6 protein-coding genes are annotated in these 14,908 nt (G+C 57.1%); 3 read left to right on the top strand and 3 right to left on the bottom strand.

Annotated features, from left to right (window positions below; genetic code table 11):
• The first annotated feature begins 76 nt into the window (after window positions 1-76).
• Window positions 77-1,096, top strand: a complete 1,020-nt coding sequence (locus PPTH39_RS13845; RefSeq protein WP_095026557.1) for an alpha/beta hydrolase — start codon at window positions 77-79, stop codon at window positions 1,094-1,096.
• 176 nt (window positions 1,097-1,272) lie between these two features.
• Window positions 1,273-1,788 carry a cupin domain-containing protein gene (locus tag PPTH39_RS13840; RefSeq protein ID WP_095022923.1) on the top strand — a complete coding sequence of 172 codons (516 nt, stop codon included), beginning with the start codon at window positions 1,273-1,275 and terminating at the stop codon, window positions 1,786-1,788.
• A gap of 14 nt (window positions 1,789-1,802) precedes the next feature.
• On the opposite strand, the gene PPTH39_RS13835 is transcribed toward PPTH39_RS13840, so the two are convergent.
• Window positions 1,803-2,624, bottom strand: coding sequence for an AraC family transcriptional regulator (locus tag PPTH39_RS13835; protein WP_130872126.1), 822 nt, complete (start codon window positions 2,622-2,624; stop codon window positions 1,803-1,805).
• Between the two features lie 65 nt (window positions 2,625-2,689).
• On the opposite strand from PPTH39_RS13835, the gene PPTH39_RS13830 reads away from it, so the two are divergent.
• Window positions 2,690-3,931 carry an MFS transporter gene (locus PPTH39_RS13830; protein WP_179292405.1) on the top strand — a complete coding sequence of 414 codons (1,242 nt, stop codon included), beginning with the start codon at window positions 2,690-2,692 and terminating at the stop codon, window positions 3,929-3,931.
• A 360-nt stretch (window positions 3,932-4,291) separates the two neighbouring features.
• Here the strand turns inward: PPTH39_RS13830 and PPTH39_RS13825 are convergent, their stop codons facing one another.
• Together PPTH39_RS13825 and PPTH39_RS13820 are read right to left on the bottom strand one after the other, a co-directional pair.
• Complete coding sequence (locus PPTH39_RS13825; protein WP_130872095.1) at window positions 4,292-4,717, bottom strand: hypothetical protein; 426 nt, start codon at window positions 4,715-4,717, stop codon at window positions 4,292-4,294.
• Between the two features lie 8 nt (window positions 4,718-4,725).
• Complete coding sequence (locus tag PPTH39_RS13820) at window positions 4,726-14,901, bottom strand: two-partner secretion domain-containing protein (RefSeq protein WP_130872094.1); 10,176 nt, start codon at window positions 14,899-14,901, stop codon at window positions 4,726-4,728.
• Window positions 14,902-14,908 lie beyond the last annotated feature (7 nt).

The following is a 14,908-nucleotide window of genomic DNA, read 5'->3' as shown; positions in this document are numbered from 1 at the left end:
ACTTCGTCGCCCATTTAGGCAATTGCGATGTACACCCGTACGTGTACGCTCAACCCACTGCGATGAAGATAAAAACATGAGCACTCTTGTTAAAATCCTGGCGGGGTCAATCCTCGCTGTATCTATAGGCAGCGCGTTCGCAGCAACTGACACCGGTATTGAACACAACACCCGGAACTTCCTTAATGCATTGAATTCCAGTGGCGGCACACCCATCGAGAAGCTCTCGCCTGAAAATGCGCGTGCGGTGCTGGCGAGTGCCCAGTCGGGGGTAGAGCTGACTCTGCCCAAAGCCGATATCAGCCAAAAGACCATTTCCGTCGAGGGTCAGGATATCAACCTGACCATCGTGCGCCCGGCAGGCGTGAAAGGCATCTTGCCCGTGTTCATGTACTTCCACGGTGGCGGCTGGGTGCTGGGAGACTACCCGACCCACGAGCGCCTGATACGCGACCTGGTCGCGGGTTCCGGGGCAGTGGCGGTGTATGTTGACTACACCCCCTCCCCCGAAGCCAGGTACCCGACAGCCATCAACCAGGCCTACGCGGCAACCCAGTGGGTGGCCGAGCACGGCAGCGAAATCAATGTAGACGGCAAACGCCTGGCCGTTGCAGGCAACAGCGTGGGCGGCAATATGGCCGCTGTGGTCAGCCTGATGGCCAAAGACAAAGGCACACCGGCGATCAAATACCAGGTGCTGCTATGGCCAGTGACTGATGCCAACTTTGATACCGGATCCTACAAGCAATTTGCCGAGGGCCACTTTCTCACCCGCAACATGATGAAGTGGTTCTGGGACAACTACACCACCGACCCCAAGCAACGTGCCGACCTCTACGCCTCGCCACTTCGCGCATCGGTGGATCAGTTGAAGGGGCTGCCACCTGCACTGGTACAAACCGCCAGTGCCGATGTACTGCGTGACGAAGGCGAAGCCTACGCCCGCAAGCTGGATCAGGCAGGAGTACCGGTCACTGCGGTTCGCTATAACGGCATGATTCACGACTTTGGTCTTTTGAACGTGGTCAGCCAGGTGCCTGCAGTGCGCTCTGCCATGTTGCAAGCCTCGCAAGAACTCAAGGCACATTTGCAGTAACGCTGAATGCTGGCAATGGCATGAGCGGGCAACCAACCCCATCAGCGCTCACCAAAAGTCCGTCTCGATCAGCCGGGCTTTTATAACCCATAAACAAATTGTTAATTGTCCAGAGCCGCTCCCCCGCAGAACATGGCTGCCTGTCACGTCAATTCAGCACAAGGGAACCCTGCTCCATGCATAAGCACACTCGCGCACCGCAGCGCACTGCAATCCACCGCCTGGGCCTGCGCACGGCAGCGGCTGTCGCCATTACCCTGGCTGGCCTGAGCGGTGCCCAGGCCGCCACCTCCACTACCGACACCATCAAGGCCTACAAATTGTGTACGGGTGCGGACAACGCCTCCCATGTTCTGCAAGGCCGTATCGACCAGAACATGCGCAACGACGTGACCGCCATCCATTTCAAGCAAAGCCCGGCGCATGCTTCCTATGACTGGCACAACGACCCGGAGCCGCAGTACGTCATCACGTTGTCGGGCACGCTGGCATTCGCGACCCGCAATGGCGAAAAATTCACCCTGCATCCGGGCGAAGTGCTGATCGCCGAAGACAACACCGGTACGGGGCATCGCTGGAGCATGGTCGATGACCAGCCTTGGCGCCGCGGCTACGTGGTGCTTAAACCCTCAGCCAAGGACTCGTTTATCCCCGACGACCCGGTTGCTGCCAAGGTGTGTAGCGGTTCGTAGCAGCGAGCGAAAGACTATTTGAAAAAATGGCTGGGAGTTTTGCCGAACTGCTTTTTGAACATGTTGGTGAACGCACTCGGACTTTCATACCCCAGTGAAAACGCCACATCGATAATCTTCTCCCCCACCGCCATGCGCTCAACCGCCAGCAGCAAACGTGCCTGCTGGCGCCACTGGCCGAAGGTCATGCCGGTCTCCTTGCGAAACAGGCGCTGGATGGTTTTTTCGTCGAGGCCCAGATGGGTACTCCAGTCAGCCAGCGTCGAACTGTCGGCGGGATTTTTTTGCAACCTGAGGCAAATATCGTTGATGCGATGATCGGCTGGCCGGGGCAGATGCAAGGGTAATGCGGGCAGTAGAGCCAACTCGTCCAGAATCAGCTGCATCACCCGACCTTCGCGGGTGTGCGCGGTATATGGCAGCTTCAGGCCCACGGCAACCTTGATCAACTCGCTCAACAGCGGCGAGATGCTCACGGCCCTTATCTCGGCAGGCAGGTCCACAAGTGCATCGGGTCGCACAAACACACTGCGCATTTTCAGCGGCCCCACACAGCGGATCGAATGAACCCTGCCGCTGGGCATCCACACCCCCCGATTGGAGGGAACGGTCCACTGGCTCGACTCGCTGTAAACCACCATGACACCTGCAATGGCATACAGCAGTTGATGCTTCTCATGAGTATGGCCCGGGATGATCCAGTCCTGAGGATAATCGGTCGCGCTGCCGATCACCGTCCAGTTGCTCCGATCGATCTCCAGCAAAAAATCATTGAGTGGTTTGATCGCGACGCCCCTTTTGCGATGGTTTGCTCCCTTATACAGCGAGACAGGCATGCAGGCGAATTCTAGGATAGCGTCGAGCATTGAGCTCGCACCCCTATCGCCCCGGAAGATTTGCCATGTCTACAACAACCGCATCCCCGGCCTCTGCGTCTGCGTCTGCGTCTGCGTCTGCGTCAGCCTCAGTGGCCCAACAAGCGAGCCCGCTGGTCATGAAGGTGATCGGCGCCTGCGCGCTGGCACATTTGATCAACGACCTGATCCAGGCCGTGCTTCCCTCGATCTATCCCATGCTCAAGGCCAACTATGGGCTCAGCTTTACCCAGGTGGGGCTGATTACCTTGACCTTCCAGCTGACAGCCTCCCTGCTGCAGCCCTGGGTGGGTTATCACACCGATCGCCACCCCAAACCCTGGCTGCTGCCGGCGGGCATGGTGTGCACCTTGATCGGCATCCTGCTGCTGGCCTTTGCCGCCAGCTTTGCGTCGATCCTGGTGGCCTCCGCCCTTGTCGGCATCGGCTCATCGACCTTCCACCCCGAGGCCTCCCGTGTAGCGCGACTGGCGTCAGGCGGGCGCTATGGCCTGGCCCAGTCAACCTTCCAGGTCGGCGGCAACGCCGGTAGCGCATTCGGCCCGCTGCTGGCTGCGGCCATCGTGATCCCTTATGGCCAGGGGCATGTCGCCTGGTTTGGCCTGTTTGCCGCCTTCGCCATCTTCGTGCTGTACGGCTTGAGCCGCTGGTATCGCAACCACCTGGCCCTGTTCAAGCTTAAACAGGGCAGCCAGGCGAGCCACGGCCTGTCCAAGGGACGAGTAACGTTTGCACTGGTGGTGCTCGCAATGCTGGTGTTCTCCAAATACTTCTACATGACCAGCTTTACCAGTTATTTCACGTTCTACCTTATCGAGAAATTTCACCTGTCAGTGGCCAGCTCTCAACTTTACCTGTTCTTGTTCCTCGGCTCAGTGGCAGCAGGTACCTTCTTTGGTGGCCCGATTGGCGACAGGATCGGGCGCAAAAAAGTCATCTGGTTCTCGATCCTGGGGGCAGCCCCTTTTACACTGGCCTTGCCTTATGTGGACCTGTTCTGGACAGGCGTATTGAGCATGGTTATTGGATTTATTCTGGCGTCGGCGTTCTCTGCCATCGTCGTCTATGCCCAGGAACTGGTACCCGGTAACGTCGGCATGATTGCCGGTGTGTTCTTCGGCTTGATGTTCGGTTTTGGCGGGATTGGCGCCGCGTTGCTGGGGCATCTGGCGGACATCCAGGGCATCGAGTATGTGTATGGACTCTGTTCCTACCTGCCGCTGCTGGGGGTATTGACCATCTTGCTGCCGAATACCAAAGGGGTTTAAGGGAGGGCCGCGCTGGGAAATCACTACCAGCCTGACGCAACGCATGCAATTAATGGGAGTCACGCAAGAGCTCGGGTTGGGCTCTTGGTGTTCCCTAAGTTAACTCTCAAAGGCTAAGAACCTGCCTTGGCTGAAAGCTTTGTGCTGGGTCTCGTAGTCAGCACTATTAAAATAGATAGTCTTGAATAGCTGTCGCACGAGAAAAAACGCCTTTCAATACCGCTCCGCTGAGGGCAGCACAAACGAAGTTAACAGTTATTAGATAGGCCCCAGTTACTTTCACACCATTTGAGTTTTAATCAGCACAAACTAGGAGGACATCTCCACCTCCCAAACCACCAATTATATGCTGACCATACCCTAACCCCATGGTTCTGCTATGCGCTCCACTTCTTCCAGGAATCGCAGTACTTCCACTGGGTCCCGTTCAACAACCCCTATATAATGCTCATACTCATTAACCAGTAGCGGATAGCCTATAACATGGCTAATTTTAAAAGCTTCAAAAAGACACTTATAATCAGGGCGCGTTTGCGTAATACAAAGCTGCCAGCCGGCTGGAATTCTAGCATCAACCAACTGAAACAGACTGCTCGGAGCCCAGAAAGGTGGTTGCTCAGGCGCTCGAACTAAAAAATCCACTCGTTCAAAAACACACAGCAGACCATACACCACATAACTCCCACCAATACTTAAAGGGGAGTAGTCAGTTTGATCAACCTCACCCAAATAGCGCTCCTTGGCTGGAATAGCACTACCGAGATTAGCCTGACATAAGGCAAGCATAGTTTTACTCACTTAAATTTGAAATCATCAATGGCTCCAGTTATGGAGTTTCTTACATAGTGAATTTCGATTCCATTTATATTTTGGGCCGATTTCACCCAACCATCATTTGCCGGCCATCGGGGATCAGTCATTGGGACAGTCAGTGGGCGACCAGCAGCAGGGTTCGAAATAGCCTGCTCCATTGCAAGCTTTTCACTCAAGTTAGCAGGTGCAGACCTACCCGTCGAACCAAGACCTAAAGGTTTGTTCGCTAGCGTAGTTATTTCAGCGCCTTTTACCCCCCAAGACCCGAGGCGCCACAATATACCCGCGAGAGCCGCCCCTGTGAGCTCGCCGGCCATAAACATGCCCCAAGCCTCAACTAACTCACTAGCCGGTTGGACACCATCAAACCCTTGCCCTCGGGCCAACTCCAGTTGCGCCTGAGCTATTTCATCACCCGTAGCGCCCTTGCTTTGCATATCTGCTGCGAGGGTAGTTGCCGCTTGTCCATACTCAACCAAGCCAGGCGGCAGATGGTTAAGGAAGTTGTACTGCGTCAGGTTCTGCGCAATCCATTTGCCTTTCTCCAGCTTGCTGGCGTCCACATCATGTTGAGCGGCAGCCGCCAGCACACCAACGATCTGCGAACTCATGGTCAGCAGTTTTTCATCACCATTGACCAAGTCATTCAAGTGACCAACCAACACCTCGTTGGCACCTGCTGCCAAGGCACCGGTTTTAAAGTCTCCGCCCGTGGCTTCTGCCAGCAAACCTCCGACCATGGCCTGAATTGCGACCTTTGGCCCTGAGCCATCGGCAAACACACCCTGGGTGTAATCGCCAACAGCGTTGAAACTGGCCGCCGCCAAGGTGTTGAATAGCGCACTTTTCAAGGCATCGCTGACGTTGCCACCCTGCCCCAAGGCCTTGCTCAAGGCCAGGGAGGTGCCATTTTGCAGCGTCTGGTTGGCTGCAAATTGCCCAGCGCCTTTCCAGGTGTTGAGGGGGACATTGACCTTGCCTGTGCCCGTATTGGTTTTGCTTGCCGTCAAGTCGTCAAAATAGCCAGCCGTCACACCAGCGGTAACACCTGATATCGCATAGCCCTTCATCGCATCGGATGACGTGACGTCCTTGATCACCGCACCAAGATTTCCGCGATTATTGACGGTACTAACGGTGGCATTCGTTGCCGCGCCTGCGGTCACTGCTCCTGCAGCCGCTGACAGCCCAGCCGCGGTGCCCGCCGTCATTGTTCCGGCGGCAACCGCAGCCCCTGTCGCACCGGCCATGGCTCCCATCGCCATAGGCCCAATCACGGCCGCCATCACAATAGCGATAATGATCTGCGAAGCCGGACCCAGCCCCGAGTGGCTGTATTTGAAGCTGTCGTGGATTTCCTTGACCTGACGCCAATCCACATCGCCACGTTTTTCTGCATCCTTGAGCCAGGCCAGTTGAGGGTCAGCCTCGACCATCGCGTCGATGGACTGGCTGACCGATTGTTGGTCAACCTGTCTGATATCGATCTTCAGGCCATCAACAGCTTTGATCGCAATGCTGCCTTCGGCAATCATCTGGGTCTGACGTAAGGTTTCGTCGGTGTTGCCCTGGCCTTTGGATGAAACCCAAAATGCATTGTTGTTACTCTTTTCGTGACTCTCCTGATGCAAGTCTTTAACCGCCTCAAAAGTAACCGTCCCATCGCTATCGATCGCGATATCGTTACCGCTGTTGAGCCTGGCCCCTTGATAAAGCTGATCACCGCCACTGCTTAGGGTCAGGTCACCACCGGTCTTGATTTCGCTACCGATGTTTTTGATGTCGGTAACTTCATCTCGCTTGGTTTTCTTACTCCCCCAACCGCCCTTCTTTTTCATGTCATAAAACGAGTAGTTGCTGTCCTGCGCAGCCAACAGGCTCAACTCGTTATCAGCATGAAGATAGGCCTCGTTGCCTGCACTGATCTTGCTCGCCATCAGCGTCAGGTCTGTTCCCGCAATAGCTAGCAGGTCGCCACCGGCGCTCAGTTCGGCAGACTGCTGGGTCACCTGGTCCGACTGGGTGTTGGTCTTGGTTTTGCCTTTTTTCTCTTTGGCGTAATCATGGTTTTCGTTGGCAGCAGCGGCCAGGGTCAAGCTTTCCCCGGCTGTGACGCTCAAGTCTTTAGCAGCACTGACGGTGCTGGCGATTACGGCGATATCCCGCCGAGCATCGATGCTCAAGTCACCACCGATATCCACTGCCGAGGCGTGTTGTTGGATAGTTTGTTCGGTGCCGCTGCTGCGCCGGCGCTGGTAGTCGTAGCTGTCTTCTTCAGCCCTGCTGGCAATTACCACGTCGCGCCCGGCGACAATGGACGCATCGGCACCGGTTTTGAGGGTGCTGCCGATGCTCGCGATATCGCGCCCAGCGTTGAGTTTGAGGGTGTCCGTGGCTTCAAAGCGGGAGGCGTTGCTCACCACGTCATTGCGCAACTGATAGCCATCGCCTTCACGCTTGAAGGTGGTGACGGTGCGTTCGTTGAGAATGTCGCCGGTCAGCGCGGTTGCATCGATTTCGCGCCCCGCAATTACCCCGCCACGGCTGTTGCTGATGGAGTCGGTGGCGAGCATGTCCAGACGGTTGCCGGCCTGCATCAGGCCGCTGTTGTCGAGGGTGTTGGCCACCATGTTCAAGTTGTGCGTGGCCCGCAATGTGCCGCTGTTGTGCAGGTCAGTACCGGAGATCAGGCTGACATCCTGGCCCTGGATCAGCGCGCCGTTAGGGGCCAGGCGGTTGTTGGCCTGGGCCAGGTAAAGCACCGGGGTCAGGACTTTTTGGCCGTTAACCTGAGCCTCTTCCATCCACACAATATCGTGGGTCAGTGCCGCCACTTGTTCGGCGGTCAGGGAAACGCCAAGTTGAAGCTTCAGCGTGTCCTTGTATGAAATGGCGTTGTCCATCAGGTAGCGGAACAGCGCATCGTCGCTGGTAATCCCCTCGATGTAACGCTGACCGGTGCGGGCAACTACCGCTTCACGAATCAGCCGTTGCTCATAAAGCCCATCGCCCAGACGACGATGGGTTGCGTCCGGAGTCATACCCAGCTTGTCGAGCAGGTAGTCGGAACTCATGAACTGCTTGAGGTCGGTAAGTGCCGGGTTGGTTTCGATCAGATACTTGTGGCTATTATCCGCCGCAGGGGTTTCTGGCAGGCCTTGCACCCGAGTGACGCTGTGCGTATTGGTCTCCAGAACCAACGGCCCCTGACCATTCACCGTGGCTGTTACCGGCGGTGTATCGAGGGTAAAACCCCGTTCCTGGGCAGCGTTGTAGCCCAGTGTTTTTTCGCGGTCTTGCGCGGCAATTTGGCGGCCTGTGACGCTGAAATCGCCGCCACCTTTGGGAGCATTGTTCGCAGCGTCATCAGTGGCTTGCTGACCACTTAGCCGAAACAAGCCGTTTTGCCCGGTGGGGAGGCTAAATCCCGGCAAGGTCACCGGATTGACTTGCTGTTGTGCCAGATCGGGTGGCAGTTGCGCGGTGATCGCTGGCTTCACAGTCGAGGCAAATACATCGGAACTGGTGTTGTGGTTTCGCTCGGGATTGTTGATATCCGTGGCGTTCGGGCGGATGACGCTGTTGTTGAGTTGTTGCGCGGCATTGACCGCGACGGAGCCTGCCGCCTGGATAACCGCCTGGGCAATAACACTCCCCGAGGTCGGTACGACATAGGTGCTGGTCTCGATAAAGTTGCCGATACCGGCCATGACCTGAGCTACGGTCATGTCACCCGGGCGGTAGTTTGCCGAAGTTGGGTTGTTGTACTGGTTGAATTGGTCACGGCGGCTGATGAAGGTGTTGTAGAAACCACGATCACGGGTATACATCGCCGAATTCAGATGGCGTACCTCCCCTCCCGCAGCACCGGTGTTGTTCAGGACATCAGTGTTGATAAGGATGTTTTTTGCCGCCGATACCGAGCTGTAGAGGTTGTCGAAGGTTTGACTGCCCACTGTCAGATCCCCCCCTGCGTTAATAAACGCCGAGGCCGAACTGCCGGTTATCACATCTTCATAGCGCTCTACCGAGGTGAAACTGAGCGAGCAGCCTTTACCCTTGCAGAAATCGTTGGAGTAGACGTTGATGTTGCCCGATACCAGTTTCTTTTCTGTACTGAATTGATCGCGGCGGTTACTCAGGCTGCCCGCCAGCAGACGCATATCGCCGATGCTTTCCAGGGTGCCGGAAATATTTTCGATCAGGGCACTGCGGCCGTTCGCGTCATCACGTGCGATGTCCAGGCCACCCAGGCTGTAGACATCGCCGAAGCGGTTGCTGAAGTCATTGACCCGCACCGTCATGTCGTTGCCGCTGAAAATCAGGCCTTGGTCGTTGCCCAGGTGAACAGCGTTCAACCGCACCTTTTCGGCACCACCCAGGGTGCCGTAGTTGTTCAATTTACTGGCGTTGACCGTCAGGTCGCCTGCCGATGTCAGGCGGCCATGGTTGTTCAAGGTCGTGCTGTTGATGTGGGTAGTGGCGCCACTGGCAATGCGGGCGGTGTCGCCCAGGTTCATGCTGGAGCTGGCAAGGTGCATGTCGCCCAGACTGCTGATGCGACCGTTGCCGCTGTAGTCACCGGTAAGGGTCAGCTCAAGGCTACCGTCACTGGCCAGGAGACCTTCGTTGATCCAGGTGTCACCTTTGCCGCTCAAACGTTGCGAGCCCAGCAACTGACCGCTGGCTGTCTGAGTGAACTGACCGATATCAAGGTTCAGGCGACCGGCCTGGATGACACTGCTGTTGGTCCAGCTCGCCGCCTTGATATCCAGCTGGCCATTGGTCACGAAGCTGCCGCCCGCGCGGGTGACTTGATCTGAAGCCAGGTCAAATTTACCGCTGCCGCTGTGCAGGACGCGACCACCGTTGTTGTCCAGCGCTGATGCTTGCAGGTTGAGGTATGGGTTGGTGCTTTCGAGCACACCAAAACGATTATCCAGCTGGCCCGAAGCGCTGATGTACGAGGTGCCCGTGCGCCCCATGGCCCGCAAGGTGCCGTTTACGTTGCTGATATCACGCGCGGCTAGACGCAGCGTTTCATCGCTTTCGATCAAGCCGAAACTATTGCTCAAAGATCCCGCAAGACTGAACTCGATGTCCTTCGCACCGACTTTTCCTCCGTTTCCTTCAGTTGTCCCTTGGTTGTCGAAGTGCTCAGCCGTGACTTTGAGCCGGGTATCGGCATAGATACCACCGCCCTGATTATTGAACGTACTGGTAACAATGCGGTTTTCGCCGCCCAGTGCAGATAAGTGCCCCATCTGATTGAGCAGTCCGCCTGTGGCGTCGATATCCAGGGATTGCGCCTGGGTGATCCCACCGCTGTTGTCGAACAAGCCGGTGACCAGTTTTATCCAGCCCTTGTTGCTGTTGAGCACACCGCCTGCATCGTTGGCGATACTGGCCGCTTCAAGGTTCACATTGGCGCTCAGGCTGTCGACCTTGCCGCCCTGGTTATTCAAGGCATCACCAAGGTGCAGACTATTATCGGCCTGGCTTTGCAGCGTGCCTTGCTGGTTGTTGAGGGCGCGGGCAGCCAGGTCGAGTCGACCTTTTTGACTGAAGATCAAACCGGCCTGCTGGTTGTGTACATCACCAGCCAACAGTTTGATAACCAGGTCTTTCTGGCTGGCCAGGGTGCCTTGGTCGCGGTTGTCCAGATCACCGTTGGTGAGAGTCAGATCAAGCTGATCCTGGCTGGCCAGTTGACCGCCACGGTTATCCAGACTGGCCGCAATGAGCAGCAGGGCCGCACCACTGGCCAAGCGCGCGTTATTGGCGTTGATCAATGCACCGCTCAAGGTGCCTTTGAGGGTTCCCTGGCTGATCAGTTGCCCAGCGCTGTTGTCCACGCTCCGACCTGTGAGGGTGATATTGGCAGCGTTGACTTTGCCGTTACGGTTGCTCAGCTCAGTCCGCACGTGGTTGAAATCCAGATCTCTTGCGGACGAAATCAAACCGTCATTACTGTTGTCCAGACCACCCGCGATGCTGAGCGTTAGGTCATCCTGGCCCGAAATAATGCCCTGGTTGTTATTCAGGCTCGCGGCACTGACATGTTGCTTGCCCTGGCTGACCAGCGCGCCCGCGTCGTGGTTATCCAAAGCATCTGTGAGGACAACCTGCAGGGTGCCGTCCTTGCTCGACAGGGTGCCTTGGACGCTGTTGTCCAAGCTGTCGCCAATCACCTTCAGGCCATTCCAGCCGGAGATCAAGCCGTGGTCGGAGTTGACCACATGCCCAGCCTCAAGGCGCAATTGGTCGGTGCTGAGGATGACGCCGCGATCACCGTTATCGATGTGTTTCGCCCCCAGGGTGAATGCGTTCTGACTGGAGATTTCCCCGTGTTCACGGTTGGTCAGGGCGACCAGACGTGCAAAGGTCAGCGGGCCGTTGGCCCTGATCAAACCACCCCTGTTGTCCAGATCCCCGCCTTGCAGGTCAATGGCCACGGCACGCTCGCCGACCAGGCGACCCTGGCGCTGAATCAACTGTTGAACGGTGAGTTCCAGGTCGCCCTTGGCCGAGATTTCCCCGCCCTGGCTTGAGGTCACGTGTTGACCCGCTAAAGCAAGATCGCCTTGGCTGTTGATCAGGCCTGCGCTGTTTTCAAGGTCAGCGGTGGTCAGATTCAACGCCCGCTGGCTGCCGATTACCCCTTCACGGTTATCCACGTTGCCAGCCGTGACAATCATGGAGCCATCGCTGGCTAAACTGCCGCCCTGGCGATTGTCCAGCGCTCCCGTGTTGAGGGTCAGGTGGGCACCGGCGAAGAGTCGCCCCTTGTCGCTGTTGTTCAATGACCCGGAGGCCACTTCAAGTGTGGTCGCGGCCGTGATCATGCCTTGGTTGCGATTGTCCAGAACCCCCTCAACCTTGAGGTTGAGGTCGCCATGACTGGCGAGCGCCCCACCGGACCGGTTGTCCAGGCTGGCGGTCGCCACTTGTAATACGTTCTGCGCCGACAGCACCCCTTTGACACTGTTATCCAGTGCATGGGCCACGTGCAGTTGAAGGCTATCGGCACTGATGACCTTGCCGCCTCGGTTGTTCAGCGAATCTGCCGCCAGCACAAATGACTGCGTGCTGGAAATCTCGCCGCCCTGGCTGTTGTCGACCACGCCCAAGTTGCTTAGCAGCAACTGCCCTGGTGTCGCAATCAATCCTCGGTTGCGGTTGATCAAAACCCCATGATTGAGGTTCAGATTGATGCCCGTGTTGCTGACCAGTTCGCCCCGATCGTGTTGATCCAGTCCGGTCAGCGTTGCGTTAACCGTGGACTTGGCGAAGATCGAACCTTGCTGGCTGTTGTTCAGTTGACCGCCATCAAGGGTGATCCCGGCGTCACTTTTAATACTGCCTTGCTGACTGTTGTCCAGGTTCGCGCTGAGGATATCAATGCTGTTTCTGGCACTGATGACACCGCCCTGGCTGTTGTTAAGGTCGCCGCTGTACAGGCTGGCCGTACCATCCGCCAGCAGTTTGCCGGCCTGATTATTCAATAGGCCCCGAGTGGTGACCGACAACGCCTTGGCTGCGGAGAGAATACCGCCCTGGCCATTATCCAGACTGGCAGCGTTTACTCTCAGGTTTCCCTCGCTGACAAGTTCGCCCTGGAAATGGTTAAGCAGATCCTCAGTCAAATTGACTTGAATATTTTTTTGGCTGGTGAGGCGTCCACCCGAGCTGTTATCCAGCTGGCCACCGTTCAATACCAGCCCTTCGCGACCTGCCAGCAGCCCTTTGTTCTGATTGAGAAGCCGTTGCACCGTCAGGTTCAGGCCGCTGTCGGCAATCACTTTACCGCCACTGTTATTCAGAAAATCAGCAGCCAGCAGTACCTTGGCCTGGCTGGAAATCTCGCCTCGCTGATTGAGCAGAGTTTGGCCGTGCAGGGCCACGCCTTTATCAGCGGCGATCAGGCCGCCGTTGCGGTTGTCCAGCGTGGTGGTTTTGAGTGCCAGTGCACCTTCGCTGACCAGCTCACCACCTTGTTGATTCAGGACACCAACCGTGACCTGCAGACCGCCCTTGGCACTGATCCGCCCGGCGCCGTTTTCGATCTGGTTGGCATTGAGGGCCAAAAGACCCTCGCTGCTCAGTTTGCCGCCGGTGTTATCCAGACGGTCCAACTCAACACGGGCACCTGCCTTGCTGCTGATAACGCCTTTTTGGCTGTTATCAACGCGGCCACCCCTCAGGGTCAGTGCTCCATCAGCGATCACCAGGCCTGCGTGATTGACCAGGGCATCGCTGTGCAACGTCAGGCCTGTTTTGCTGGAGATCAGTCCTGCCTGGGAGTTGTACAACTGACCAGTCGTGATCTGCTGAGCCCCCTGACTGACCAGATTGCCTTTGTTGCGGTTGTCGAGCAGACCGGTGATGGATGCGGTCAAGCCGACCTGGCTGGACAAAGAACCTTGGCCACTGTTATCCAGGCTGGCGGCCTGAACTGTCAGCCAGTCAACAGCAGAAAAAATGCCGAGACGATTATCGATTGCGCCGCTGGCCGTCACGTTAAGGTTGCTGCCCAACAACGTGCCTGAGCGGTTGTCCAGGGTCGTGGTAGTGATAAGGGTTTGGCTGGCCGATAGTTCACCCGACCGGTTGCTCAGGTGTCCGGCCGTCACGCTGGCCCGCTCGGTGCTGGCGATCAGGCCCTTGTCGTTGGTCAGTTGACCAGCGTTGAGTTTCAAGTCGTTGAGGCCAATCACTCGGCCATTTTGGTTTTCCAGAGCCGCCAGTACCGTGACGTCTGCGCTGTTAGTGCTGTGCAGCAAGCCATCGGCTCGGTTGTCCAGGCGGGTAGCGTTGACGTTGAGTGTGTCAGTGCCGAGGATGCGGCCCCCACGGTTATCGAGGTGACCGGCAGTGACCGATGTTTTCGGGCCGCTTAACGTACCCGTTTGGTTGTCCAGCGTTTGTGTGGCGGCCACCGTCAAGGCACGACTGGCAACTATGCTATTGGTATTGCTTAGATTGGCTGCTGAAAGGCTGATATCACCTGTGGTATTGCGGGTGTTGTCTGCGTTGACCCCGGCTTCGATGATGCCGTTATTGGTCAACTGGCCACCACTGCTGAGGGTAATGCTGTCCCGTGCGGCGAGGCTTTTTTGGTTGTTCAGTGCCGTTGTGGTTTGTACATCAAGCCGAGTGCCAGCATCGACCGGGCCCTGGGCATCGAGGCTCGCCGCTTTGACATTGATAGCCCCACTTGCCGAGGCTTGGGCCATGCGCAAATGCCCATTGGCGTCGAGCACAATATCGCCACCACTGGCCGCCAGGGTGCCGTCCAGCTTCACGCCGACACCCGCTTGCGTACCTACCAGCTTGATAGCACCTGCATACATGCCGCCCAGTACAGATGAATCGATGGCCAATTCAGGTTTTGCACTGCCGTCGTCGACCCGAGCGGTGATGGCAAGAGTCTGGGCACTGACGTCATTACGCCCGGCAATGACGGTCAAATTGCGTGCATTGATCTGCGCATTGATTCTGGCTGTGCGGGTGATGATTTCGAAGCTGTCAACGTTGCTCGCGTTCAAGCCCTGACCGTCGATGGTCACGGCGCCGCCATCCACCTGATAACGATCCAGGTGGCCGTTATCCAGGACGGGCTTGCCGGTGCTCAGGGTGACGCTAGGAGTGTTGATAAAACCGCAGCCATTACAGGTAATGCCGTAGGGGTTGGCCACGATCACCTTGGCCGACTGCCCCGCCACTTCGGTATAGCCGCGCAGCTGGCTAGGGCTGCCGCCGCTGACTTCGTTGAGGATGATGTTGGCAGCATTGCCATGCAGGTTCGGGTTGCCGAGGATGATGCCGCCCAGTTGTGTCGACTGGGTGCGGTCGGTGGCGTTGTTGAGGATCAGGCCATTGGCACCGACGTTGTAATCATTGAACTGGTTATGCGACAGCCCGCTGCCATTGGGTGCTGCAATATTGATGATCGGGACGCCATTACCCGCTGTTTGCAGACTGGTGCCTGGCCCGCTGACGACGATACCTTCGGCCTGCACCAGCAGTGGCTGCCAGAACATCGCGTTGGCCAGAATAAAGGCCAGGCCACGCTTGGGCATGCCCAGGAAGGATTCTCGGGGTTGCAGGGCCGCGGAGGGCTGGCGAGCCAAAAAGGCCAGGTGACGGTCGTCCATGTCAGTT

The sequence above is a fragment of the Pseudomonas bubulae genome (assembly GCF_900618535.1).
In the GTDB taxonomy this organism is placed as follows: domain Bacteria; phylum Pseudomonadota; class Gammaproteobacteria; order Pseudomonadales; family Pseudomonadaceae; genus Aquipseudomonas; species Aquipseudomonas bubulae.
Note: the sequence above shows the minus strand (reverse complement) of the source record. Positions and strands in the feature narration are given on the sequence as shown.

Bases quoted from the DNA above. Each gene is read 5' to 3' on its own strand.
- PPTH39_RS13845 (WP_095026557.1), top strand. From the start codon at position 77: ATGAGCACTCTTGTTAAAATCCTGGCGGGGTCAATCCTCGCTGTATCT.
- PPTH39_RS13840 (WP_095022923.1), top strand. From the start codon at position 1,273: ATGCATAAGCACACTCGCGCACCGCAGCGCACTGCAATCCACCGCCTG.
- PPTH39_RS13835 (WP_130872126.1), bottom strand. From the start codon at position 2,624: ATGCCTGTCTCGCTGTATAAGGGAGCAAACCATCGCAAAAGGGGCGTC.
- PPTH39_RS13830 (WP_179292405.1), top strand. From the start codon at position 2,690: ATGTCTACAACAACCGCATCCCCGGCCTCTGCGTCTGCGTCTGCGTCT.
- PPTH39_RS13825 (WP_130872095.1), bottom strand. From the start codon at position 4,717: ATGCTTGCCTTATGTCAGGCTAATCTCGGTAGTGCTATTCCAGCCAAG.
- PPTH39_RS13820 (WP_130872094.1), bottom strand. From the start codon at position 14,901: ATGGACGACCGTCACCTGGCCTTTTTGGCTCGCCAGCCCTCCGCGGCC.